The organism is Mycolicibacterium vinylchloridicum (genome assembly GCF_013404075.1).
In the GTDB taxonomy this organism is placed as follows: Bacteria; Actinomycetota; Actinomycetes; order Mycobacteriales; family Mycobacteriaceae; genus Mycobacterium; species Mycobacterium vinylchloridicum.
Genome location: NZ_JACBJQ010000017.1, coordinates 48,907 through 73,351 on the forward strand (window position 1 = coordinate 48,907; position 24,445 = coordinate 73,351).

Below are 24,445 nucleotides of genomic sequence, written 5' to 3' on the forward strand. Positions count from 1 at the left end.
TGTTGCACATCACGCCGCCGGAGTTCTACGGTTTGCCCGCGGGGTAATCCCCTGCCGTGATGCAGCGTGCCCCGAAACCCGGACCGTTGCGGCACGTGTCGAGAAGACGGGAGGCGGTTGCCGATGGCTGGCCCAGGCGCACGCACTCGACGGGTGGGCGCGGCCGCGGTAGCCGCTCTGACATGCGCATCTCTGGTCTCGTCCTGCGGCTCCGGTGAGAATGGCGTCGTCGTCAGTTTCTACACACCGGCCAGCGAGACTGCGACGTTCACCGCCGTCGCCAAACGATGCAACGACGAACTCGGCGGCCGATTTCGGATCGAACAGCGCAGCCTGCCCAAGGCCGCCGACGATCAACGGCTGCAGTTGGCGCGCAGGCTGACCGGAAACGACCGCACGCTCGACGTGATGGCACTGGACGTGGTGTGGACCGCCGAGTTCGCCGAAGCGGGCTGGGCGTTGCCGTTGTCCGACGATCCCGCCGGACGGGCCGAGGCGGACGCCAACGACAACACGCTGCCCGGACCGCTCGAGACCGCCAGGTGGCAGGACAAGCTTTACGCCGCACCGGTTACAACGAACACCCAATTACTCTGGTACCGAGCTGATTTGGTGGCGCCCCCGCCCGACACCTGGGACGGCATGGTGGCCGAGGCGACTCGGTTGCATGCCGAGGGCAAGCCCAGCTGGATCGCGGTGCAGGCGAAGCAGTACGAGGGCTTGGTGGTGTGGTTCAATACTTTGCTGGAAAGTGCTGGGGGACAGGTGCTTTCCGATGACGGCAAACGGGTCACGCTGACCGACACCGCAGAGCACCGGGCCGCAACCATCAAGGCGCTGCAGATCATCAAGGCGGTCGCCACCGCCCCGGGCGCCGATCCGTCGGTCACCCAGACCGACGAGGGCACCGCGCGGCTGGCGCTCGAACAGGGCAAGGCGGCGCTGGAGGTCAACTGGCCGTTCGTGTTCGCCTCGATGCTGGAGAACGCCGTCAAGGGCGGTGTGCCGTTCCTGCCGCTGGGCGAGAAGCCGGAACTGGCCGGAAGCATCAACGACGCCGGCACCTTCTCGCCGACCGATGACCAGTTCACCGTCGCCTTCGACGCCGCCAAGGAGGTGTTCGGGTTCGCTCCGTACCCGGGTGTGATCCCGGGTCAGCCCACCCGGGTGACGCTGGGCGGGCTGAATCTCGCGGTGGCCAAGACCACTCGTCATTCCGCCGAGGCGTTCGAGGCGGTGCGGTGCATCCGGAATCTGGAGAACCAGAAGTACACCTCGATCGAGGGCGGTCTGCCCGCGGTGCGCACGTCGCTGTATTCCGACCCGCTGTTCCAGAAGAAATACCCGCAGTACGCGATCATCCGCGATCAGCTGACCACCGCCGCGGTGCGCCCGGCGACACCGAACTATCAGGCGGTGTCGACACGAATCTCGGCCACGCTGGCCCCGATCACCCAGATCGATCCGGAGAAGACGGCCGATGAACTCACCGATCAGGTGCAGAAGGCGATCGACGGCAAGGGACTGATCCCATGACCGCCGCGACGCCCCGCACTCCGGCCAATGCTGCGGCCCCCAGCGCGGCCAATGCTGCGGCCCGCAGCGACGACCGCCGGTCGCAGCGCAAGCTGGCCTATCTGCTGATCACACCTGCGGTCGTGCTGATGCTCGCGGTGACCGCGTACCCGATCGTGTACGCGGTGTGGCTGAGCCTGCAGCGCTACAACCTCGCCAGCCCGGCCGACACCAAGTTCATCTGGTTCGAGAACTACCAGACGATCCTGACCGACAAGTACTGGTGGACGGCGTTCGTCGTCACCGCCGTCATCACGGTGATCTCGGTCGCGATCGAGTTCGTGCTGGGCATGGCACTCGCACTTGTCATGCACCGCACCATCTTCGGCAAGGGGTTGGTGCGCACGGCGATCCTGATCCCCTACGGCGTCGTCACGGTTGCGGCCTCCTACAGCTGGTACTACGCCTGGACGCCGGGCACCGGGTATCTCGCCAATCTGCTTCCCGACGGCAGTGCGCCACTGACGCAACAGATTCCGTCGCTGGCCATCATCATTCTGGCCGAGGTGTGGAAGACCACCCCATTCATGGCGTTGCTGCTACTGGCCGGGCTGGCGCTGGTGCCCGAGGATCTGCTCAAGGCCGCACAGGTGGACGGGGCCGGCCCGTGGACCCGGCTGATCAAGGTGACGCTGCCGTTGATCAAGCCGGCGATCCTGGTTGCGCTGGTGTTCCGCACGCTCGATGCGTTCCGCATCTTCGACAACATCTATGTGCTGACCGGCGGCGCCAACGACACCGCCTCGGTATCGATCCTGGGCTACGACAACCTGTTCAAGGCGTTCAACATCGGCCTCGGATCGGCGATCAGCGTGCTGGTGTTCTTGTCGGTGGCCGTCATCGCGTTCATCTACATCAAGCTGTTCGGTGCATCGGCGCCGGGCACTGACAACGAGGTGCGCTGATGTCTGAGCGGGTTGGCGCCCGGCGCGCGGCGAGCTGGATCGTCATCGACGCCGTCGTGGTGATCTATGCACTGTTCCCGGTGTTGTGGATCCTGAGTCTGTCCCTGAAGCCGACGTCAACCGTGAAGGACGGCAAGCTGATTCCGTCGCAGATCACCTTCGACAACTACAAGGGCATCTTCAGCGGCGACGCGTTCAGCTCCGCGCTGATCAACTCGATCGGCATCGGGCTGATCACCACCGTTATCGCGGTGGTCATCGGCGGGATGGCGGCCTATGCCGTGGCCCGGCTGGAGTTCAGGGGCAAGAAGGCGCTCATCGGTGCGGCGCTGCTGATCGCGATGTTCCCCCAGATATCGCTGGTGACACCGCTGTTCAACATCGAACGCCGGCTCGGATTGTTCGATACCTGGCCCGGATTGATCATTCCGTACATCACGTTCGCACTGCCGCTGGCGATCTACACGCTGTCGGCGTTCTTCCGGGAAATCCCCTGGGATTTGGAGAAGGCCGCCAAGATGGACGGCGCCACGCCGGCTCAGGCGTTTCGCCGGGTGATCGCGCCGCTGGCCGCGCCGGGCATCGTGACGGCTGCCATCCTGGTGTTCATCTTCGCCTGGAACGACCTGCTGCTGGCGCTGTCGCTGACCGCCACCGATGCCGCGATCACCGCGCCGGTGGCCATCGCGAACTTCACCGGCAGTTCACAATTCGAGGAGCCGACCGGCTCTATCGCCGCGGGCGCGATGGTCATCACGGTGCCGATCATCGTGTTCGTTCTCATCTTCCAACGACGGATCGTCGCCGGGCTGACCTCCGGCGCGGTGAAGGGGTAGTGAGGTTTCGATGGCCGAGATAGTCCTGGACCGAGTCACCAAGAGTTATCCGGACGGCGCAGTCGCCGTGAAGGACCTCAGCCTGACGATCGCCGACGGCGAGTTCGTCATCCTGGTCGGCCCGTCCGGCTGCGGCAAGTCGACCACGCTCAACATGATCGCCGGGCTGGAGGACATCAGCTCCGGGGAGTTGCGCATCGGCGGCAGCCGGGTCAACGAGAAGGCGCCCCGTGATCGCGACATCGCGATGGTCTTCCAGTCCTACGCGCTCTACCCGCACATGACTGTTCGGCAGAACATCGCGTTCCCGCTGACGCTGGCCAAGATGAACAAGGCGGAGATCGCCCAGAAGGTCGAGGAAACGGCGAAAGTCCTTGATCTGTCCGAACTCTTGGACCGCAAGCCCTCACAGTTGTCCGGCGGGCAGCGGCAGCGGGTGGCGATGGGCCGTGCGATCGTACGCCAGCCCAAGGCGTTCCTGATGGACGAGCCGTTGTCGAACTTGGATGCCAAGCTACGCGTTCAGATGCGCGGCGAGATCGCCCGATTGCAGAACCGGCTGGGCACCACCACCGTGTACGTCACGCACGATCAGACCGAGGCGATGACGCTCGGCGACCGGGTCGTGGTGTTACGTGCCGGCGAGGCACAGCAGATCGGCACTCCCGCAGAGCTTTACGAGCGGCCGGCGAACCTGTTCGTGGCCGGCTTCATCGGGTCACCGGCGATGAACTTCTTCCCGGCGACCCTGTCTGAGATGGGTTTGCGTCTGCCGTTCGGCGAGGTGACGCTGAGCCAGGAGGTCGCCGATGTGGTGGGCCGGCATCCCAAGCCCGCCAACGTCATCGTCGGCGTCCGGCCCGAACACTTCGAGGACGCCGCGCTGCTCGATGCCTATGAGCGCATCCGCGCGCTGACCTTCGAGGTCAAGGTCGATCTGGTCGAATCGCTGGGCGCCGACAAGTACGTGTACTTCGCGACCTCGGGCGACGGTGCGAAGTCGGCTCAGCTGGCCGAGCTGGCCGCGGACTCCGGCGCTGGTGAGAACGAGTTCGTGGCACGGCTTTCCGCGGAGTCCACGGCGACGCTCGGCCAGACCATCGAGCTGGCGTTCGACACCACCAAGGTGCAGATCTTCGACGCCGACACCGGCGTGAATCTCACGATCCCGCCGCCGGCCTAAGTGACCCAACCCACCGATCAGGTCCGCGCACACGTGCGCGGCCACTTCACCCGGTCAGGCATCGACGCCGAGCCGGACTCGGCCAGCGTCACGTTCCTGGGACTCGAACGCCTCGAGGTGTTGCGGTTCGGGCCGGACCGCAGCGGCGTGGCTCACTATGTGACGCTTGGGTGTTCACGGCATCCGATGACCGAGGCGGCGTCCGGTGTCGCCGACCCGCTGCGTGGCCCGAGGGCCGAGGTGGTGCTCACGCTGCGCGCCACCGTCCCCACTGCTGGGCTGGCCCGCAGTCTTGCCGTGGTGGCGGCGACACCGGCCGTCGAAGGCGTCGTGCTGGTCGCCGATGCGCTGATCGATCTGTCTGCGCCGTTGTGGGAGGGTGCCGCGTTCACCGCTGTGCTGCTCGGCGATTCGGCGATCGCCGACCTGCCTCTGGAACCGCCGCGGGACCCGGTGCACTTTTTGGCGGCGACACCCGTGACGCAGACCGAGGCGGCGTGGGTACGGCTCAAAGGTGCCCAGGCCATGCGGCAGGCCTGGCTCGACGACGGTGTCGACGTGCTGGACCCGAATCGCCGTGCGGCCCAGCCGGGTTGAGGCCGCTCAGAGCCAGTGGTTGCGGCGGAAGTTGAAATACAGGAACCCGCAAACCGACGCCATCAGTCCCAGCACGGCCGGGTAGCCGTACGTCCAGGACAGCTCCGGCATGTGCTCGAAGTTCATGCCGTAGATGCCCGCGATCATCGTCGGCACGGCCGCGATCGCCACCCACGCGGAGATCTTGCGCATGTCGAGGTTCTGCTGCAAGCCGACTTTCGCGAGCTCGGCCTGCACCAGGGAGCTGAGCAACTCGTCGTAGCTGTTGATCTGGTCACCGGCCTGGCTCTGCAAGCTGAGTACGTCGCGCATGTAGCGCAGCACTTCTTTCGTCATCAGGTCTTTGTGGTCGCTGGTGATCTTCTGCAGCGCGGCCGTCAAAGGGCCTACGGCGCGGCGCATTTCGACGACCTCGCGCTTGAGCATGTAGATCTGCGCAATGTCGGTCTTGAGGTCGGGGGAGAAGGCCTCTTCCTCAATGGTGTCGATATCGCATTCCATCAGGCGCGCGACATCAAGATAGCTATCCACGACGTGCTCGGCGATGGCGTGCATCACAGCGTACGGGCCCAGCGCGAGTTGGACGCGTTCCGCCTCCAGGTGATGACGTAGCCCCGCCAGGCCGGTGTGGTCCCCGTGCCGGACGGTGACCACGTAGTCGGCTCCGACGAACACCATGATCTCGCCGGTCTCGACGATCTGGCGGGCCTGCGCCACCGATTCGTGGGGTACGTACTTCACCGTCTTGACGATCAGGAACAGCGCGTCGTCGTAACGCTCCACCTTGGGCCGTTGATGGGCGTGCACGGCGTCCTCAACCGCGATCGGATGCAGATTGAAGGTGTGGGCCACCGATTCCATCTGATGCTCGTCGGGCTCGTGCAACCCCAGCCAGACGAAGGCCTTCTGCCCCTCGGCCTCGAGTTCGTGGACTTTGGCCAGCGCGGCGGCATGGGTGTACTTGCCCGGCAGTCGTTCCCCGTCGAGGTAGATCGCACAGTCGACCATCGCCCGGGCGACGGGCACATGAATACGTCTGGCGTCGACCTCAGTGGGGGAAGTAGCGGATCGGCCGGGACCGAGTAGCGACGGTGGCAAAGGACGGAACGACGGCATGGTGCGACCTCCCCTCACGCGGCGGGTGTGGCCCGGTGGGCCCGGGTGGAAATGCTACGCGCCGGTAGCTTTCCTGGCGTACTTCACTGCGGGGGAACCCCGCTCGGTGAGGTTTCGGGGGCGAGTACCCTGACGCCGTGTCCGAAACAGTGAGTACCCCCCGTGTCGTAATCGACGACGAAGAAATCTTCGCCGCTCACGTCGGCGGGAAGCTGTCCGTCGAGCTGAAGGCGCCGCTGGACACCCAGCGTGCCCTGTCGATCGCCTACACGCCGGGCGTAGCCCAGGTCAGCCGTGCGATCGCCGCTGATCACACCCTGGCCGCGCGCTACACCTGGGCCAATCGACTGGTCGCGGTGATCAGCGACGGCACCGCTGTTCTCGGGCTCGGCGATATCGGTCCCGCGGCGTCGCTGCCGGTGATGGAGGGCAAGTCCGCGCTGTTCAAGACGTTCGGTGGGCTGGACTCGATCCCGATCGTGCTGGACACCAAGGACCCCGACGAGATCGTCGAGACGATCATCCGACTGCGCCCGACGTTCGGCGCGGTCAACCTCGAGGACATCTCCGCGCCTCGTTGCTTCGAGATCGAGCGGCGCCTGATCGAGGCACTGGACTGCCCGGTGATGCACGACGACCAGCACGGCACCGCGATCGTCGTGCTCGCCGCGTTGTTGGGCGCCACCAAGGTCCTCGATCGTGACATGCACTCGCTGAAGGTGGTCATGTCCGGTGCCGGAGCCGCCGGGGTCGCGTGCACGAACATCCTGCTGGCGGCCGGTATCACCGACATCGTGGTGCTGGACAGCCAGGGCATCTTGCACACCGGCCGCGACGACATGAACTCGGTCAAGGCCGAGCTGGCCACCCGGACCAACCCCCGGGGGCTCACCGGTGGGATCGCCGAAGCGCTCAACGGCGCGGATGTGTTCATGGGGGTCTCGGCAGGGCTGGTGCCCGAGGAGTTGATCGCCACGATGACGCCGGGCGGCATCGTGTTCGCGATGTCCAACCCCGATCCCGAGATCCACCCGGATGCGGCACGCAAGCATGCCGCGATCGTGGCGACCGGCCGCAGCGACTTCCCCAACCAGATCAACAATGTTCTGGCGTTCCCGGGGGTGTTCCGCGGTGCACTCGACGCCGGCGCGCGGCGAATCACCGAGAAGATGAAAGTCGCAGCGGCAGAGGCGATTTTCTCCGTCGTGGGGGACGATCTGGCGGCCGATCACATCGTGCCGAGTCCGCTGGATCCCCGGGTCGGGCCTGCGGTGGCCGCGGCGGTGGCCGCGGCAGTCGAATCCTAGGGCGAAAGCTCGTGAGGCCGACGATGTTTCGCCGGCTGGTGCTGGGACTACTGGCTCTGGTGGTCGTGGCGTGCGGATCGCCCTCACCGGGTCCGTCGCTGGCGGTCGGTTCGACGGCCGACCCCGAGATGAAGCTGCTGGCCAACTTGTACGCTGCGGCGTTGCGCTCGTACGGCAGCGCCGCACATGTGGAGGTCGTCGACCACCCGCTGGTGGAGCTGGATTCCGGAACCGTCAGTGTGGTACCGGGATTCACTGGCAGTCTGCTGCAGACGTTCGCCCCCGGTACGGCGGTGCGGTCGGATTCGCAGGTGTACCGTGCGATGGTCGGCGTCCTGCCGGAAGGGGTTGCCGCCGGTGACTACACCACCTCGGCCGAGGACAAGCCGGCTCTTGTCGTCACGGATGCGACCGCTACGGCGTGGGGCAGCCGGGATCTGACCGCGCTGGTCAGTCACTGCGCCGGGCTCCGCGTCGGCGCCGTTGCACACGCCCGAGGGCTACCGACCACGGTGGGTAGTTGTATGTTGCCGCCAGTGCGCGAATTCCCGGACCAGAAAACGATGTTCGAGGCGTTGCGGGCCGGGGACATCACCGCCGGGTGGACAGGCACCGCAGACATCGGCATACCCGGCGAGCTCGTCGTACTCGCCGATCGCAAGCCCCCGCTGGTGATGGCGGAGAACATCGTGCCGCTCTATCGACGCAACGAACTAGACCAACAGCAAGCCCGCGCGATCAACGAACTCGCCGGCGTGCTGGACACGGGCTCCCTGGTTGACATGCGCCAACACGTCGCCGAGGGCCGGGATCCGCGATCGGTGGCCGAGGAGTGGCTGTCGGCACACCCGTTGGGCCGCTAGCGAATTCAGCGCATCGGTGGGGCGAGCTTGGGCAGCACAGTGGAGAACAGCTGCTGGTAGCCCGATCCGGTGATGCGCACGATCACGTCGAGAATCTTTGCGTCGGCGCCGACCAGCACCCGCGCCTTGTTCTTGCGGACGGCGTCGAGAATGATCTGGGCGGCGCGCTCCGGTGTGGTGCGGGCCAGCTTCTTGTCGAATGCCTTCGCCATCTCGGCCTGGTCGAGTCCTTCGGCCACGGTGGAATTGCGCGCGATGGCGGTCTTGATGCCGCCGGGGTGCACGGTGGTCACCTTGACCGGGTGCTTGGCCAGGATCATTTCCTGGCGCAGCGCCTCGGTGAACCCGCGCACGGCGAACTTGGCCGCGTTGTAGGCGGCCTGGCCGGGCACCGAGAAGATTCCGAACAAGCTGGAGACGTTGACGACATGGCCGTCGCCGGACTCGATGAGGTACGGCAGGAACACCTTGGTGCCGTTGACGACGCCCCAGAAGTCGACGTCCATGATCCGCTCGATGTCCTTGAACTGGGTGATCTCGACATCGCCGGAGTAGGCGATCCCGGCGTTGTTGTAGATCTGGTTGACCTTGCCGAAGTGCGCCTTGACTCCGTCGGCGTAGGCCTGGAATGCCTCCCGCTCGGTGACGTTGAGCCGGTCGGCCTTCACCTCGACGCCGATCGCCTTGAGGCGCTCCTCGGTCACCGCCAATCCCTCGGTGTCGATATCGCTGATGGCGAGCTTGGCGCCCGAGCGCCCCAGCTCGATCGCCAATGCCTGGCCGATGCCCGACCCGGCTCCGGTGACCACCGCTACCTTCCCGGCAAACCCCTGCATGAACGCTCCTCCGAGTTGTTCGACGCGTGTTTAATGGGACCTAGGGTATCGGGTTACCACCCGCGGGTAACAGGGGGATACCCGTCGGCGATGCTTACAGCATGACGTTTCGCCGGATTTCGGCCGCCGTAGCCGTTACCGGGATGTTCGCCGGCGCCATGGCGCTCGCGGCACCCGCCCAGGCCGACACCACCTCCGCCGATTTCCTGAATGCGCTGACCAGCGCCGGCATCACCGGGATCGACCCGGGACAGGCCGTGGAGCTGGGGCAGTCGATCTGCCCGCTGCTCGCCGATCGCAGCCAGAACACCGCCGACATCGCGTCCACCGTGGCCGACCGGCTGGGCCGTCCGTTGGGGCCGGCCACGATGTTCACCGGGCTGGCGGTCTCGTTCTTCTGCCCGCGCGCCGTGGCTGACCTGGCCAACGGACAGACGCCGATCCCGCTGCCCTTCCTGGACAACCTCGGCTTCTAGGCCCGAGCGTGGGCCCTATGCACGCGAAACCGCAACCTGGCGTGCAATAGGCCCCACAGTCGAGTAGTCCTACCCGAATGCCTCGTCGATGATCTCCTGCTGCTCGACGGCGTGCACCTTCGAGCTGCCCGACGACGGGGCCGACATCGCGCGGCGCGAGATCCGCTTGATCCCGGTCAGCTTCTCCGGCAACAACTCCGGCAAGGTCAGCCCGAACGTCGGCCAGGCGCCCTGGTTGGCCGGCTCCTCCTGCACCCAGAAGAACTCCTTGGCGTTCGGGTAGGTGTCGAGGGTGTTGCTCAGGCGGCGCTTGGGCAACGGGGCCAGCTGCTCGATCCGCACGATCGCCACGTCGTCGCGCTTGTCCTTCTCTTTGCGCGCAACCAGTTCGTAGTAGATCTTGCCGCTGGTCAACAGGATTCGCGTCACCGTGTTGCGATCGCCGTCGCCGTCGGTATAGGTCGGCTCCTCCATGATCGACCGGAACTTCTGCTCGGTGAAGTCCCGAACGTCGCTGACGGCAGCCTTGTTACGCAGCATCGACTTCGGCGTGAACACGATCAGCGGGCGGTGCACCCCGTCCAGTCCGTGCCGGCGCAGCAGGTGGAAATAGTTCGCCGGGGTCGACGGCAACGCGATCGTCATCGAGCCCTCGGCCCACAGCTGCAGGAACCGCTCGATGCGGCCCGAGGTGTGGTCGGGCCCTTGGCCTTCGTGGCCGTGGGGGAGCAGCAGCACCACATCGGAGAGCTGGCCCCACTTGGCCTCACCGGAGCTGATGAACTCGTCGATGATCGACTGCGCTCCGTTGACGAAGTCGCCGAACTGCGCCTCCCACAACACAAGGGCGTCCTGGTTGCCCACCGAATAGCCGTATTCGAAGCCCACCGCCGCGTACTCCGACAGCGCCGAGTCGTACACCATCAGCTTGCCGCCGGTCGGCGTGCCGTCGGGGTTGACGGTCAACAGGTCCAGCGGGGTGAACTCCGCGCCCGTCTTGCGGTCGATGATCACCGCGTGGCGCTGGGTGAACGTGCCGCGACGGGTGTCCTGCCCGGAGAACCGGATCAGCTTGCCCTCGGCCAAAAACGTTCCGAGCGCCAGCAATTCGGCGAACGCCCAGTCGACCTTGCCCTCGTAGGCCATCTCGCGGCGCTTCTCCAGCACCGGCTTGACGCGCGGATGCACGTTGAAGCCGTCCGGGAACGCCAGGTGCGCATCACCGATGCGGGCCAGCAGCGACTTGTCCACCGCGGTGGTCATCCCGCGCGGGATCATCTGGTCTTCCTCGACCGACTCGCTGGGCTCGATATCGTGCTTCTCCAGCTCGCGAACCTCGTTGAACACCCGCTCCAGCTGGCCCTGGTAGTCGCGCAGCGCGTCCTCGGCCTCCTTCATCGAGATGTCGCCGCGGCCGATCAGGCTCTCGGTGTAGGTCTTGCGCACACCGCGCTTGGTGTCGATGACGTCGTACATGTACGGCTGGGTCATCGACGGGTCGTCGCCCTCGTTGTGCCCGCGACGGCGGTAGCACAACATGTCGATGATGACGTCCTTCTTGAACTTCTGCCGGAAGTCCACCGCCAGCCGGGCCACCCAGACGCAGGCCTCCGGGTCGTCACCGTTGACGTGGAAGATGGGTGCCCCCACCATCTTTGCGACGTCGGTGCAGTACTCCGAGCTGCGCGAGTCCTGCGGCGAGGTGGTGAAGCCGATCTGATTGTTGACGATGATGTGGATCGTGCCGCCCGTGCGGTAGCCACGCAGCAGCGCCAGGTTCAGCGTCTCGGCCACGACGCCCTGGCCGGCGAAGGCCGCATCGCCGTGCAGCATCAGCGGCATGACCGTGAAACCGTCGTCACCGGTGCCCTTGTCGAGCAGGTCCTGCTTGGCCCGAACGATGCCTTCCATCACCGGGTCGACGGCCTCGAGGTGTGACGGGTTGGCCGTCAGTGAGACCTCGATGTCGTTGTCGCCGAACATCTGGATGTAGTTGCCGGATGCGCCCAGGTGGTACTTCACGTCACCGGAGCCGTGCGCCTGCGACGGGTTCAGGTTGCCCTCGAACTCGCTGAAGATCTGCGAGTAGGGCTTGCCGACGATGTTGGCCAGCACATTGAGCCGACCGCGGTGCGGCATGCCGATCACGACCTCGTCGAGCGCATGCTCGGCGGCCTGGTCGATCGCGGCGTCCATCATCGGGATGACCGTCTCGGCACCTTCCAGTGAAAAGCGCTTCTGGCCAACGTATTTGGTTTGCAGGAAGGTCTCGAAGGCCTCGGCGGCGTTCAGCTTGGACAGCGCGTACTTCTGCTGTGCGACGGTCGGCCCTTCGTGCTTGACCTCGATGCGCTCTTGGAGCCACTTCTGCTGCTCGGGCTCGAGGATGTGGGTGTACTCCACACCGATGTGACGGCAGTAGGCATCCCGCAGCAGGCCGAGCACATCGCGCAGCTTCTTGTACTCCTTGCCCGCGAACCCGTCGACCTTGAAAACCCGGTCGAGGTCCCACAGGGTCAGGCCGTGGGTGTTCACGTCGAGGTCGGGGTGGCTGCGGAAACGGGTCTTGTCCAGCCGCAGCGGGTCGATGTCGGCCATCAGATGCCCGCGATTGCGGTAGGCCGCGATCAGCTCCATGACCCGGGCGTTCTTGTCGACGATCGAGTCCGGATTGTCGGTGCGCCAGCGGACCGGCTCGTAGGGGATGCCCAGTTCGAAGAAGATCTCGTCGAAGAAGTCGTCGGACAGCAGCAGTTCGTGGATGGTCCGCAGGAAATCGCCGGACTCCGCGCCCTGGATGATGCGGTGGTCATAGGTCGACGTCAGCGTGATCAGCTTGCCGATGCCGAGTTCGGCGATGCGCTCCTCGCTGGCGCCCTGGAACTCCGCGGGGTACTCCATCGCGCCGGCGCCGACGATCGCGCCCTGGCCGGCCATCAACCGGGGCACCGAGTGCACGGTGCCGATGGTGCCCGGGTTGGTCAGCGAGATCGTCACGCCGGCGAAGTCCTCGGCGGTCAGCTTGCCGTCGCGGGCACGCCGCACGATGTCTTCGTAGGCGGCGATGAACTGGCCGAACCGCATGGTCTCGCAGTTCTTGATCGCCGCGACCACCAGTGCGCGCTTGCCATCTTTGCCCTGCAGGTCGATGGCGAGGCCAAGGTTCGTGTGTGCCGGGGTGACGGCGTTGGGCTTGCCGTCGATCTCAGCGAAGTGACGGTTCATGTTGGGGAACGACTTGACCGCCTGGACGATCGCGTAGCCCAGCAGATGGGTGAACGACACCTTGCCGCCGCGCGTGCGCTTGAGGTGGTTGTTGATGACGATGCGGTTGTCGATCATCAGCTTCGCCGGGATGGCCCGCACGCTCGTCGCGGTCGGGATCTCCAGCGAGGCGTTCATGTTCTTGACGACGGCGGCTGCCGCGCCCCGCAACACCTGCGTCTCTTCGCCGCTGTCGGCCGAAGCCGGTGCCGCTTTGGGAGCGGGAGCCGGTGCCTTCGCCGGGGCTGCCGGGGCTGCCGGTGTGGCGGCGCCATTGCCGGCGGGCGCAGTCTTGGCGGGGGCGGGGCTGGGCGGTGGCGCCGGTGCGGGTTCCGGCGGTGTCACGGGAGCCGCGGCCGGCTGGCCGTTGCCGGTGGCGATCGACTCGGTCGTCGGCTCAGGGTTGTAGTCGACCAAGAATTCGTGCCAACTCTCGTCGACCGAGGAGGGGTCGTCGCGGAACTTGCGGTACATCTCCTCGACAAGCCATTCGTTCTGGCCGAATGGTGAACTGGTACTGCTCACGGCAGTTGCTCGCCTCGATTCCTTCGTCCGGGCACGCCCGCTTGGACGGTTTGCCCCACTTATCAGCCCCGGCACGTAGCCGCGCCTAAAAGGCTATCCCTTCTCACGCGTTCCCGAAGCACGTCAGCCCCATGCCCCGAGTGGGTGCGACAACCGGTCGACAGGCGTCGGCGAACGGCTGCTGTCAGGGCTCGATCGCCGGCAGCAGGTGCAGGCTCACCGGCCACCGGCTCGGCGCGGGCCCAAACGCCGTGCGGGCATTGTTCACGATCTTTTTGCCCATCATTCGGTTGCCGCCGCCGCCGACCACGGCCCCGATGCCGACGGGCAGCATTTTGCCCAGCGCCATTGCCGAGCGTTTGAGTGCGTACCGCTTGACGAAGTACCGCATCAGGCGGGTGTTGAGCTGTGACAACGCGGGCAGCGGCAGCAGCTCGGCGCCTTCGGCAAGCCATGCACCGCTGGTACGGCCCGGGCCCAGCAGGTCGGTGATCGCACCCTTGCTCTCGTCGCCGACCAGCACCGCGAGCACCAGCGCGCGGCGGCGCTCCCGGTGTTCGAGGGGGATGCCGTGCACCTCGGCGATCGCGAGCACGAACACGGCGGTCGCCTCCAGGAACACCAGCGTCTCGCCGGCCACCGCCGACAACGCCGTCAGTGTGCCGATGCCCGGAACGGCCGCGGCCGAACCGACGGCGGCGCCGCTGGCCATCACCGCGGCCAGGTAGCGCTTCTCGAGCTTGACCACGATGTCGGCCGGGCCGGCCTCCGGGTTGGAACGGCGCAGCCGGGCGACGTAGGCCTTGACGGCAGGTGCCTGCACGCGGGTGCTGCGCTCGATGACCTGGGACAGCATCCGCGCGGACATGGTCGCGTCGTCCTCTACGCGGGCCGGCAGGTTCTCGGCGCCTCGGCGGACCTTCATGGCTGTGCCTTCCTGGTTCAGCGTGCTTTCAGGCTAACGAACGACGGCCGCAGAATGGTGCCCCGCGGTGATCCCAGTCACCACGGGTCGGATACCCGCAGCAGGAACAAATATCGAGTGGCGCGCGCTGAGGGTGTGCATGGCAACATCCCGGACTGTGTCTGCCACGCGAAACACGACGGCCGAGACCGCGGCGGTGGCACCTGCCAGCCAGCTGCGCACGATCGTCGTGCTGGGCGCGATGGTGGCACTCGGGCCGCTGACCATCGATATGTATCTGCCAGCACTGCCGCGGATCGCCGACGAGCTCGGGGTGTCCTCGTCGGTGGCGCAGCTGACGCTGACCGGCACGCTGGCGGGTCTGGCGGTGGGGCAGCTCATCGTCGGCCCGCTGTCGGACTCGCTGGGCCGCCGCCGCCCGTTGATGGCCGGCATCGTCCTGCACATGCTCGCGTCGGTGCTGTGCCTGTTCGCTCCCAATATCGAAGTGCTCAGCGTGGCGCGCGGGCTGCAGGGGATGGGCGCGGCGGCCGCGATGGTGGTCGCCGTCGCCGTCGTCGGTGACCTGTTCGACGATTCGGAGGCGGCCACCGTGATGTCGCGGCTCATGCTCGTGCTCGGGGTGGCGCCGATCGTCGCGCCGTCGCTCGGGGCGGCGGTGCTGCTGAAGGCGTCCTGGCACTGGGTGTTCGCCGGGCTGATCGTATTGGCCGGCGCGCTGCTGTTGGTCGCTGCACTGGCGCTGCCGGAAACCCTTCCTCGGGTCAACCGGCGCCCGCTGCGGGTGCGGTCGATCGCGTCGACGTACCTCGCCCTGCTGAAAGACCTGCGTTTCGTCATCCTCGTGGTGGTGGGCGCGCTCGGAATGGCCGGGCTGTTCGCCTACATCGCCGGTGCGGCGTTCGTCCTGCAGGGCCGCCACGGCCTGGATCAGCAGACCTTCGCGCTGGTGTTCGGCGCGGGTGCGATCGCCTTCGTCGCCGCCACTCAGTTCAACGTCGTGCTGCTGCGCCGGTTCTCGCCGCTGCGAATCCTGGTGGGTGCGCTGGCCACGGCGACCGTCATCGGCGCGGTCTTCATCGCCCTGTCGGTGACCCACACCGGCGGCATCTACGGCTTCCTGGTCCCGGTCTGGGCCGTCCTGGCGATGATGGGCTTCGTCATCCCCAACGCTCCCGCCGTCGCGCTCTCGCGCCACCACGAAGCCTCCGGAACCGCCGCCGCGCTGCTGGGTGCCGCGCAGTTCAGCGTCGGTGCGGTGATCGCTCCGGTGGTCGGCTTGATGGGCAACGACGAGATCGCGTTGTCGATCGTGATGACCGCCGGTGTGGCGGTCGCTCTGTTGGCGCTGCTGGCCGTCGGCGGCGCCGAGGACGCCGCAGCCGAGCCGGCCTAGGCCGAACTGTTCTCCGCGTACCGCAACACCGCGCCGATGCCGTCGGCCGGAGTCAACCGCTCGTCGGTGCGCACCAGCGCGGCGTCGGTGGCCACCGCCAGGAGCGGAAGCGCCTCGTCGGCGCGCAGCGTGCGTTCCGGTGCCCCGCCGAGGTCGGACAAGGCGTCGGCGTCGGCGGCGATCATCGCCAGGTCGGCGTCGGCGACGACGGTGACGTCTCCGAGGTCGCCGATGATCAGGGTGTCCACCGCGCCGTCGCGCAGTGCGGCCGTCACGTCGGCCAGGCCCTCGACAGCCAGTCCGGTGCCTCGGCCGGCGGCGTACCGCTGGGCGGCGTCGTCGATGGCGGCCAACCGGCGTTTGAGGAATGCCTGACCGATCTCGTGGTGCACCTCGGAACTGTCCGTGCCCGCCGCTCGTCCGCCGCCCTGCAGTTGTACCGCCTTGTCGGCGACCCGCTCCGGCAGTTCGGAAACGAGTCCCGTGCGGGCGTCGACCTCGCCCTCGATGAACACCAGCCCCGCGCCGGTCTCATCGACCAACTGGGTGACCCGGTCGGCGACCTCACGGACGTTCTTGCGAATGTTGGCTTCGATCACGTGCTGCTTGCCGTATTCGTGGCCCTCGGCGGATTTGGCCTTGTGCACCGGATAGCCGTCGCCGTCGACGTTCTCGGTGCGGACCCTGCCGGCGCGATGCACGCTGATGTCGGCGCCGGTGTGGTCGACGGCCACCCGCAGGTAGGTCGTATGCAACATGCCGTGCTCGACGATGGGCACCAGGTACGGCAGTTCGGAGACCCGCAGAATGGTGGCCATCGGTGGCCGGATGAGGTGCTCGTCGAGCACGACGGTGTCGCCGGCGGTGATCACCGCCCGTCCGCTGCGGCCCACCGGCGGGTGAGCTGCGCGCACCGCGCCGTCGATCGCCTCGATCACCGCGCCGTCGATGGCTTGCTCCTCGAGCTGTTTGCGGATGTCGCGCAGCCGGGCGTCGAGCTGGGCTGCCGCGTCCGCGGTGTCGTGCGAGTCGTCGAAGTAGATCGAGACGAATGGACCCTTCGCGTCCACCAATGGCCGAAAGCGATCCGAGTGCATAGCTCCTCCTGCGTTGGGAATCGATTGGATGGCGCACCCGTACGCCAAAGCTACGCGCGCTGGGGGGCTTCCGTTCGAGCCCTCGACGGGATGCCCGCTCGGTCGGCCGATAGTCTCGACCTTGCAGCGTGACGCGGCCGGAAGTTCGAGCACGTGCGCCGGCGTTACGCACATGGTGTTGCTGCTAATCGATGAGGCGCGGGGGCCGACAACGGTTTCGTCAGCGCGCGCCGACACCTTCGCAGGACGCCGATACGAGGGATGGACATGACCAGGAACCTGGCTGGCTACGTGCCGGACGCGGACTTGGACCTCGAGGCCGATGCGGGCGATGCGCCCGCGAATCCGTGGCACGCGCTGTGGGCCATGCTCGTCGGCTTCTTCATGATCCTCGTCGATTCGACGATCGTCGCGGTCGCCAACCCGAGCATCATGGATGCGCTGGAGATCACCGACTACGACACGGTCATCTGGGTCACCAGTGCCTACCTGCTGGCGTACGCGGTGCCGCTGCTGCTGGCGGGACGCCTCGGTGACCGGTTCGGTCCGAAGAATCTCTACATCGCCGGGCTGGCCATCTTCACCGCGTCCTCGCTGTGGTGCGGGCTGGCCGGCACGATCGACATGTTGATCGCCGCCCGGGTCGCGCAGGGTCTGGGCGCGGCCCTGCTGACTCCGCAGACCTTGTCGACGATCACCCGCATCTTCCCGCCGGCACGGCGCGGTGTGGCGATGAGCCTGTGGGGTGCGACAGCCGGGGTGGCGACCCTGGTGGGCCCGCTGGCCGGCGGTGTGCTCGTCGGTCGGTTGGGCTGGGAGTGGATCTTCTTCGTCAACGTGCCGATCGGCGTGATCGGCCTGGGGCTGGCGGTCTGGCTCATCCCGACGCTGCCCACCACCAACCACCGGTTCGACGTGGTGGGGGTGGTGCTGTCCGGCATCGGCATGTTCCTAGTCGTGTTCGGGCTGCAAGAGGGCCAGGGGCATCACTGGCAGGCGTGGATCTGGGCGGTCATCGTCGCCGGGATCGGCTTCTTCACCGCGTTCGTGTACTGGCAGTCGATCAACCGCGGCGAGCCGCTCATCCCGTTGGAGATCTTCTCCGATCGGGACTTCAGCCTGTCCAACCTCGGCGTCGCCGTGATCGGCTTCGTGGTCACGGCGATGATGCTGCCGCTGATGTTCTACGCCCAGGTGGTGTGTGGACTGTCGCCGACGCGCTCGGCGCTGTTGATCGCGCCGATGGCGATCGCCAGCGGTGTGCTGGCCCCGTTCGTCGGGCGGCTGGTCGACAAGGCGCATCCTCGCCCGATCCTCGGGTTCGGCTTCTCGGCGGTGGCGATCGCCCTGACCTGGCTGTCGATCGACATGACGCCGACGACCCCGATCTGGCGGCTGGTGCTCCCGCTGACCGTGATGGGTGTCGGCATGGCGTTCATCTGGGCGCCGTTGGCCGCCACCGCGACCCGCAACCTCCCGCCGCACCTGGCCGGTGCCGGCGCGGGGGTCTACAACGCGACCCGACAGGTTGGTTCGGTGCTCGGCAGCGCGGGAATCGCCGCGTTCATGGCGTCGCGGATCAGCGCCGAGATGCCGGCTGCTCCGTCCGATGCATCGCCCGGTGACCTCGCAGTGCTGAAGCTGCCGTCGTTCTTGCACGAGCCGTTCGCCGCCGCACTGTCGCAATCCATGCTGTTGCCGGCGTTCGCCGCGCTGTTCGGCATCGTCGCGGCATTGTTCGTGCTGGGCGGTTTGGGAACCCGGTTCGCGGGCGCGGGTAGCGACGACGACGAGATCACCGACGAGATCCCGGTCTATGAGGCCGGCTATGACGACGACGACTACGTGGAGTACCTCGTGGAGCAACCTCACCAGGTCCATGAGATCGACGATGAGACCGACGTGATCGTTTGGCAGCCTCCAGTCGAGGAACCCGAACCCGAACCGCGCAAATTCGACCCCTTGGTGGATCCGATTAGGTTCACGCACAACGGGTTTCACGTCGATGGCGAGTCGAGCTACCAGGCCCTGGACGGCGTTACACTGGGTTCGCGGCATCGCCTCACCGACGAGAGCGAACCTCGGCCCGCCCGGCACTATCGCGAGGAGCACGACGAGGTCGAGACCTACGGTCGCCATTCACGGCCTGGCGACTGAGCAGACTTTTCGCGTCATTTTGGGATCGGTAGCGCCGTAGTCGGTTTTCACTAGCGGCATGACGATCAAGCCGGCCCTGACCGCCGCGATGGTGGGTTTGGCCGCCTTCGCGTGGTCGCCGACCACGTATGCCGACGACACGGCGGCGTTGTGCGCACCGGAGCAGCTCGTGGTGACCGCATTGCCGATGCAGGCGGGGGTTTCCCATCGGGGTGTGCCACTGGTTTTCGCCCTGGCACCCGGCGCGAGCCCCTGCACCTTGACCGGCTACCCGGGGGTCGATTCCGGTACCGGCGGTCCGTTGCTGCACGCCCGCCGCACGCTGCGCGGATATCTCGGCGGCCTGCCGAGCGGTGTGGACATCCCGCCCACGGTCACCGTGGCTCCGGGGCATCCTGCGCAGGCCATGGTGGAGGGCGTCGCCGTCGACGCCGACACCAACCAGTGCCCGACCTACACCGACCTGCTCGTCACCGCGCCCGACACGGCCGGCACGGTGACCGTCCCGGCCACCATCGACACCTGCGACCTGCAGGTACATCCGGTCACCGCCACAGCCGAGCCGGCCACGCTCCATCCCTGCGACTGGGTGTCGGCAGAGGAGGCGAGTGCGGTGCTCGGCGCCGCCCCGGTCCAGACCACGTCGTGGGGCGACGAGGCCGGTTCGACCGACATGTTCTGCGCCTACACGACCAGCACCAGCGACACCGGCCTGCAGTCCGATCTTCGCCTGCCTCAGGCATTTCCGGTGTCCGCGGCGGCGCAGTTCGCGAAGGCGACCAGCGCCGAGAACAGCACGCCGGTCGAGGGTCTCGGCGTGGCCGCGCAATGCGTGTACGAGCCGACGACGACACCGCCGTCCACCACGGTGGTGGTTCTCCTCAGCGGGGACCGGCTCTACCGGGCCACCAGCTGGTACGGCACCTCGTGTGACCAACTCAGACAATTCGCGCAGTTCGCGATCGGGCGGATCGGCGCATGAGCGACCTCGGAAAGGGACTCAGCATGAACAACTTTCGGTGTGCCGTCGCCATGATGGCGGCGGCCGGCGTGATGGCGGCCTGCTCATCGCCGGCCAATACTCCCTCGGCCCGGACGTCGTCCGCACCGGCCACGGCGAGCGCCACGTCTGCGCCGTCGGCCGCGCCGGCGACGCCGGTCGCCGCCGTCGAGGCCGCGGTCAAGGACGTCCCGTGGGGCAAAGTCGGGCCGGGCTGGACGCTCGCCGAGTGGAGCCCGGTCGTTCCGCATCGGCCTGGCGAGCAGCGCGATCCCGACGAACCGACACATGAGACCGTTGGCACGACACTGTATTTGGTGGACCCGGCGGGCACCCGCTACGCGATCACCACCTTTGCGCCGGGCGCTGAAATGCGGCTTGCCGACTGGTCGGGAGACGGCGGCCATGCGTTGTTCACCGCGTCGTACGCCAGCCCTACATCGGCGATCTCGGTAGACCTCCATACCGGGGAACAGACCACCATCCCGGTCGACGGCTATCCGGCCTACACCCGGCCCAACGGCACTGCGCTGCTGGTCTCGAACTCGTTCAACGGCAACCAGCCTGGAACCCTGAAAAGGGTTGACCTCAAAGGCAATCTGCAGTTCACCTACCCGACCGAAGATCTGGGTGGAGCGGGTCAGTTCGGCGGCGACTATGTGGAGTCGCCCGACGGCACCCAATTGGTGCTTGCCACAGCGAATCTCGGCAATGAGGTCGTGCCGCGCAGCGACAACAGCCTCGTCGTGATGAGCAACGACGGCAAGGTGACCAAAACGCTGCCGGCGCCGATGCCGAAAGCCCTGTGCGGACCGGTCAAGTGGTGGACGCCGGGCTCGATCCTGGTGCACTGCACGGTAGAGCGAAGCTCGGCGAACCAGCTCTGGGAGGTGCCCCTGGACGGCGGAACCCCCACGCCCATCACCGCCCTGAACTCCGGCCAGGAAGACAACGGATTCGGTGGCGACATCGGCGACGGTGACGCCTGGAAGCTGCCCAGCGGAGTCTTCCTGCAGTCGGTCGGCGCGTGCGGCACCGTATTCCTGTCGAAGCTGACCGCCGACGGGCACACCACCCGGGTGAAGATCCCCGGCGTGGCCGACAACGTGTTCGTGACCGGCGCGGCCGATGACCGGTTGGTGGTGCGGGGCCAGGTGGGCTGCAGCGGAAGCACGTCACTGGTGAGCTATGACCCGGCGGCGAACACTGCGACCGTCCTGCTCGGGCCGCCGGTCAACGGCGGGGCGGTGAGCCACGCAATGCTGTATCCGAGCGCGGACTCCTGACGTGTGGCGACCCGCCGTCCTCGCCGTGGTGCTGGCCGGGGTCATCGGGTGCGGCCCCGCGGCAGCAGATCCGCAGTCCTGCACCGACTTCGGTGGAACGGTCGATGCCGACCAGATCTGCCACAGCCACACCACAACAGCGAGCTATGCGATCACCCTGAGCTTCCCGGTCGACTACCCGGACGGGCAGGCGCTGATGGCCTACCTGACCCAACGGCGCGACCAACTCGTCGACTACGCCGACAAATTCCCACTCGGCGACCGGCCGGTGCCCTATCAGCTGGCGGTGTCGGCCAAGGAGTATCGCTCCACGGGAACCCAGAGCGTGGTGCTGCGCGTCGGAGAAGACGTCGGCGTCCATCCGGTGAGCTCGATGAAAGCCTTCAACTACGACGTGCGCAGACAGGCTCCGATCACCTTCGACACGTTCTTCAAGCCGGGTGCGTTCGACGTCATCGCTGCAGCGGTCCGCCGCGACCTGGCGTCGAGCACACAGATGTTGCCGCCACGCGGTGGCCTCGACCCGGCGGCCTATCGAAATTTCGCGATCACCGACGATGCCGTCATCTTCTTTTTCGACCAGGACCAGTTGTTCGGCCAGAACGAGGGCCCACTCGAGGCCGCGGTGACCCGTACTGAGCTCGCACCGTTCCTGAACTGACCGACCCCCACGATCGTTCTTCCTAGCGGAGGACTATGCTCCCCGAAAAAGAGAATGCAATTTGCAGCGAGGAGAATGATGGCCGAGAAGCACTCGCTCACCGATCGCACGCTCGTCGTGTCGGGGGGCAGCCGGGGTATCGGTCTGGCCATCGCGCTCGGCGCGGCCCGTCATGGCGCCAACGTCGTGCTGCTGGCCAAGACGGCCGAGCCGCACCCGAAGCTTCCCGGCACGGTGTACACCGCCGCGGCCGAGATCGAAGCGGCCGGCGGCAAGGCCGTCGCCGTTGTGGGTGATGTGCGCAGCGAGGAAGACGTGGCCCGCGCGGTCGACGCTGCGGTGCAGAACTTCGGCGGCGTGGACATCTGCGTCAACAATGCCAGCGCCATTGCCACCGACTCCACCGAGACGCTGTCGGCCAAGAAGTTCGATCTGATGCAGCAGATCAACATTCGCGGCACGTTCCTGTTGACCAAGGCCTGCCTGCCGTACCTGCGCACGTCGCCCAACGGGCATGTCGTGACGATCGCGCCGCCGCTGAACCTGAATCCGCACTGGCTTGGCGCCCATCCGTCCTACACCTTGTCGAAGTACGGCATGACGCTGCTCTCGATGGGATGGGCGGCTGAATACGCCGACACCGGAATCGGTTTCACCTGCCTGTGGCCGGAGACGTACATCGCGACCTCGGCGGTGGCCAACTCGGCGGACTTCGAGGATGCGCTTGCTGCGTCCCGCAGCCCGGAGATCATGGCCGACGCGGCCGTCGAGATCATCACCTCGCCGGGATCGCAGGTCAACGGCAACTGCTCGATCGACTCCGATGTACTGCGCGCCGCCGGTGTCGAGGACCTCTCGCACTACGGCGGCGGCGACAACCCGATCATCGACATCTTCGTCGACCGCTGACGCGGGGCGTCAGCCGACCGGCTGCAAGTCGGGGTATTCGGTGGTGATGGATAGGCCGTAGCTGCGGAATGCCTCGTAGGCGGCGACGTCCGGGTCCAGCCCCGCGGCTAACGCCGCCTGAGCCTTGAACACGCGTGCGGCCGAGCTCAATTCGTGGCGCACCTCGTCGCCGGGGCGGCCCGCGCTGGGCACCCAGACGTCACCCCAGACGGTGACTTCGGTTCGTGCCGAGCGCACCGACGCGGCCAGCGCGTCGCTGATCCGGTCGTCCGCGCTGCACACTGCGCCGGCCACTGCCAAAGCCGCCGGCGTCGCGCCGAACACGGCCGCCATGCTGACCGCCTGCACCCCGAGGATCTTGAGGGCGGCGACGTCGCCGGCGTCGGCGAGCGCGACCCGCACGTTCCAGCCCGCCATCACCCGGTCGAACAGCCAGCCACCGGCCGAGTGCACGACGTCGGCGACGTGGACGCCGATCACATCGAGCTGGTACGGCGCCAGCCTGGACGCCCGCTGACGCGACCGGGGGGTTTCACATGGGCGTTCGTCGATCTCATGCACGCCCCCCAGCGTGACAGTTTCAGGGCAATCTGTAAAGGTCATGATCGCTCGAAGAAGCGCCGGACGGCCTCGGCCTGCATGGCCAGCAGCTCCCGGCTGACCGTCCAGTCGGGGCACAGCGAGTCGAATCCGTGACATGTCCCGCCGAACACGTGGACGTCGGTGCGTACCCCGGCCCGCATCAGTTGCCGGGCATACTCCAGCGCCTCGTCACGCAGCGGGTCCAGCTCCGAGCAGGTGATGAACGTGCTTGCAGCGCCGATCATTTGGCGGCTGCGGCCTGGTACCGACGCGGCGCTCGGTGCGGTCTGGCCGAGATAGTGCCGCCACATCAGTTCGGTCGCGACACCGTCGAAACCCGGCGTGGACAGAAACTCGGTCTTGGAGGCGGTGGGACGGTCGTCGAGCACGGGCTGGTGCAGCAGCAGGCCGACGACCGGCGGGAGCGTCTCGGCCGCGGACTGCTGGGCCAGTCCGGCCGCCAGCGCCGCCCCGGCGCTGTTTCCCGCGAGCGCCAGCCGGTTGCGGTCGACGCCCAGCTCGTCGGCCGCCCCCCAGGCCCACCTCAGCACCGCACTGGCGTCCTCGAGCGCCGCCGGGTAGGGGTGTTCGGGCGCCAGCCGATAGTCGACGGAGATCACCGTGCAGGCGCCCTGACGGGCCAGTTCGACGCACTGACGATGGTCGGTGTCGAGGTTGCCCAACACGAATGCGCCGGCATGGCAATAGATCACCGACGGCGACGGCGACGGCGCACCACGGTAGATGCGGATCGGCACGGCACCGGCCGCGGCTTCGGCGATTTCCACGCCCGTTGCGTCGATCTGGCCGACGGTGTCGCGTCGGCGTTGGTTCAGCGAATCCCGAACGGCGCCAAGACTGCCCAGCGACAGATCGCTGCGCGCCGCCGCGAACGCGTGCAATGCCGGGTCGAGCCGCCGGACGATCTCGGGATCGGGCTCCATCGGCG

The 24,445-nt window shown here is 67.0% G+C and carries 20 protein-coding genes and 1 pseudogene; 14 read left to right on the plus strand and 7 right to left on the minus strand.

The annotated features are described in order from the left end of the window. Positions 1–123: 123 nt before the first annotated feature. From HPC46_RS15990 to HPC46_RS16010, 5 genes are read left to right on the plus strand one after another with little or no spacing between them, the layout of a single operon-like run. The gene (locus HPC46_RS15990) at positions 124–1,536 is read left to right on the plus strand and encodes an ABC transporter substrate-binding protein (RefSeq protein ID WP_179471516.1); all 1,413 of its coding nucleotides are present in this window, start codon (positions 124–126) and stop codon (positions 1,534–1,536) included. After that, positions 1,533–2,480, plus strand: coding sequence for a carbohydrate ABC transporter permease (locus tag HPC46_RS15995; protein WP_179471518.1), 948 nt, complete (start codon positions 1,533–1,535; stop codon positions 2,478–2,480). Before HPC46_RS15990 ends, HPC46_RS15995 begins: the two co-directional genes overlap by 4 nt. Next, complete coding sequence (locus tag HPC46_RS16000) at positions 2,480–3,316, plus strand: carbohydrate ABC transporter permease (RefSeq protein WP_005146923.1); 837 nt, start codon at positions 2,480–2,482, stop codon at positions 3,314–3,316. The genes HPC46_RS15995 and HPC46_RS16000 overlap by 1 nt, the downstream gene beginning before the upstream one ends. 10 nt (positions 3,317–3,326) lie before the next feature. Then, a complete protein-coding gene (locus HPC46_RS16005; protein ID WP_179471520.1) occupies positions 3,327–4,499 on the plus strand; it encodes an ABC transporter ATP-binding protein in 1,173 nt (390 codons plus the stop codon). Beyond that, entirely contained in the window at positions 4,500–5,096 is a 597-nt protein-coding gene (locus HPC46_RS16010; protein WP_179471522.1) for a suppressor of fused domain protein, read from the plus strand. It abuts the gene before it with no gap. Between the two features lie 6 nt (positions 5,097–5,102). Here the strand turns inward: HPC46_RS16010 and HPC46_RS16015 are convergent, their stop codons facing one another. Then, positions 5,103–6,212, minus strand: a complete 1,110-nt coding sequence (locus HPC46_RS16015; protein ID WP_179471524.1) for a magnesium and cobalt transport protein CorA — start codon at positions 6,210–6,212, stop codon at positions 5,103–5,105. Between the two features lie 137 nt (positions 6,213–6,349). Here HPC46_RS16015 and HPC46_RS16020 point away from each other — a divergent pair, with 137 nt between their 5' ends. Together HPC46_RS16020 and HPC46_RS16025 are read left to right on the plus strand one after the other, a co-directional pair. Beyond that, a complete protein-coding gene (locus tag HPC46_RS16020) occupies positions 6,350–7,519 on the plus strand; it encodes an NAD(P)-dependent malic enzyme (RefSeq protein ID WP_179471526.1) in 1,170 nt (389 codons plus the stop codon). A gap of 23 nt (positions 7,520–7,542) precedes the next feature. Next, positions 7,543–8,382 (plus strand): glycine betaine ABC transporter substrate-binding protein, encoded by an 840-nt coding sequence (locus HPC46_RS16025; protein ID WP_179471661.1) that lies wholly within the window; start codon positions 7,543–7,545, stop codon positions 8,380–8,382. Positions 8,383–8,387: 5 nt separating this feature from the next. Here HPC46_RS16025 and HPC46_RS16030 read toward each other — a convergent pair whose 3' ends face one another. Further along, entirely contained in the window at positions 8,388–9,218 is an 831-nt protein-coding gene (locus HPC46_RS16030; RefSeq protein WP_179471529.1) for an SDR family NAD(P)-dependent oxidoreductase, read from the minus strand. Between the two features lie 101 nt (positions 9,219–9,319). Here HPC46_RS16030 and HPC46_RS16035 point away from each other — a divergent pair, with 101 nt between their 5' ends. After that, complete coding sequence (locus tag HPC46_RS16035; protein WP_179471531.1) at positions 9,320–9,694, plus strand: DUF732 domain-containing protein; 375 nt, start codon at positions 9,320–9,322, stop codon at positions 9,692–9,694. 69 nt (positions 9,695–9,763) lie between these two features. Here the strand turns inward: HPC46_RS16035 and HPC46_RS16040 are convergent, their stop codons facing one another. Together HPC46_RS16040 and HPC46_RS16045 are read right to left on the minus strand one after the other, a co-directional pair. After that, on the minus strand, positions 9,764–13,483 hold the full coding sequence (locus HPC46_RS16040; protein ID WP_179471533.1) for a multifunctional oxoglutarate decarboxylase/oxoglutarate dehydrogenase thiamine pyrophosphate-binding subunit/dihydrolipoyllysine-residue succinyltransferase subunit: 3,720 nt from the start codon (positions 13,481–13,483) through the stop codon (positions 9,764–9,766). Between the two features lie 184 nt (positions 13,484–13,667). Further along, positions 13,668–14,408 carry a hypothetical protein gene (locus HPC46_RS16045; protein ID WP_179471535.1) on the minus strand — a complete coding sequence of 247 codons (741 nt, stop codon included), beginning with the start codon at positions 14,406–14,408 and terminating at the stop codon, positions 13,668–13,670. 139 nt (positions 14,409–14,547) lie between these two features. Between HPC46_RS16045 and HPC46_RS16050 the strand changes: the two genes are divergently transcribed. Then, positions 14,548–15,804: a multidrug effflux MFS transporter gene (locus tag HPC46_RS16050; RefSeq protein ID WP_179471536.1), complete on the plus strand. Its 1,257-nt coding sequence runs from the start codon at positions 14,548–14,550 to the stop codon at positions 15,802–15,804. Here HPC46_RS16050 and HPC46_RS16055 read toward each other — a convergent pair. Next, positions 15,801–16,901 (minus strand): Rv2629 family ribosome hibernation factor, encoded by a 1,101-nt coding sequence (locus tag HPC46_RS16055; RefSeq protein ID WP_179471538.1) that lies wholly within the window; start codon positions 16,899–16,901, stop codon positions 15,801–15,803. The genes HPC46_RS16050 and HPC46_RS16055 overlap by 4 nt on opposite strands. Before the next feature lie 267 nt (positions 16,902–17,168). Between HPC46_RS16055 and HPC46_RS16060 the strand changes: the two genes are divergently transcribed. From HPC46_RS16060 to HPC46_RS16080, 5 genes and pseudogenes are all read left to right on the plus strand, one after another. Continuing rightward, on the plus strand, positions 17,169–19,058 hold the full coding sequence (locus HPC46_RS16060) for an MFS transporter (protein WP_407665511.1): 1,890 nt from the start codon (positions 17,169–17,171) through the stop codon (positions 19,056–19,058). An 88-nt stretch (positions 19,059–19,146) separates the two neighbouring features. Next, positions 19,147–19,611: pseudogene (locus HPC46_RS35955) on the plus strand (DUF4232 domain-containing protein); the annotation flags it as partial. 425 nt (positions 19,612–20,036) lie between these two features. Further along, positions 20,037–21,344: a hypothetical protein gene (locus tag HPC46_RS16070; protein WP_233716452.1), complete on the plus strand. Its 1,308-nt coding sequence runs from the start codon at positions 20,037–20,039 to the stop codon at positions 21,342–21,344. Position 21,345: 1 nt separating this feature from the next. Beyond that, positions 21,346–22,005 (plus strand): esterase, encoded by a 660-nt coding sequence (locus tag HPC46_RS16075; RefSeq protein ID WP_179471542.1) that lies wholly within the window; start codon positions 21,346–21,348, stop codon positions 22,003–22,005. A gap of 78 nt (positions 22,006–22,083) precedes the next feature. Continuing rightward, positions 22,084–22,914 (plus strand): SDR family oxidoreductase, encoded by an 831-nt coding sequence (locus HPC46_RS16080; protein WP_407665512.1) that lies wholly within the window; start codon positions 22,084–22,086, stop codon positions 22,912–22,914. Between the two features lie 9 nt (positions 22,915–22,923). Here the strand turns inward: HPC46_RS16080 and HPC46_RS16085 are convergent, their stop codons facing one another. Further along, entirely contained in the window at positions 22,924–23,475 is a 552-nt protein-coding gene (locus tag HPC46_RS16085; RefSeq protein WP_179471544.1) for a hypothetical protein, read from the minus strand. Between the two features lie 38 nt (positions 23,476–23,513). Further along, complete coding sequence (locus HPC46_RS16090) at positions 23,514–24,440, minus strand: alpha/beta hydrolase (RefSeq protein ID WP_179471546.1); 927 nt, start codon at positions 24,438–24,440, stop codon at positions 23,514–23,516. Positions 24,441–24,445 lie beyond the last annotated feature (5 nt).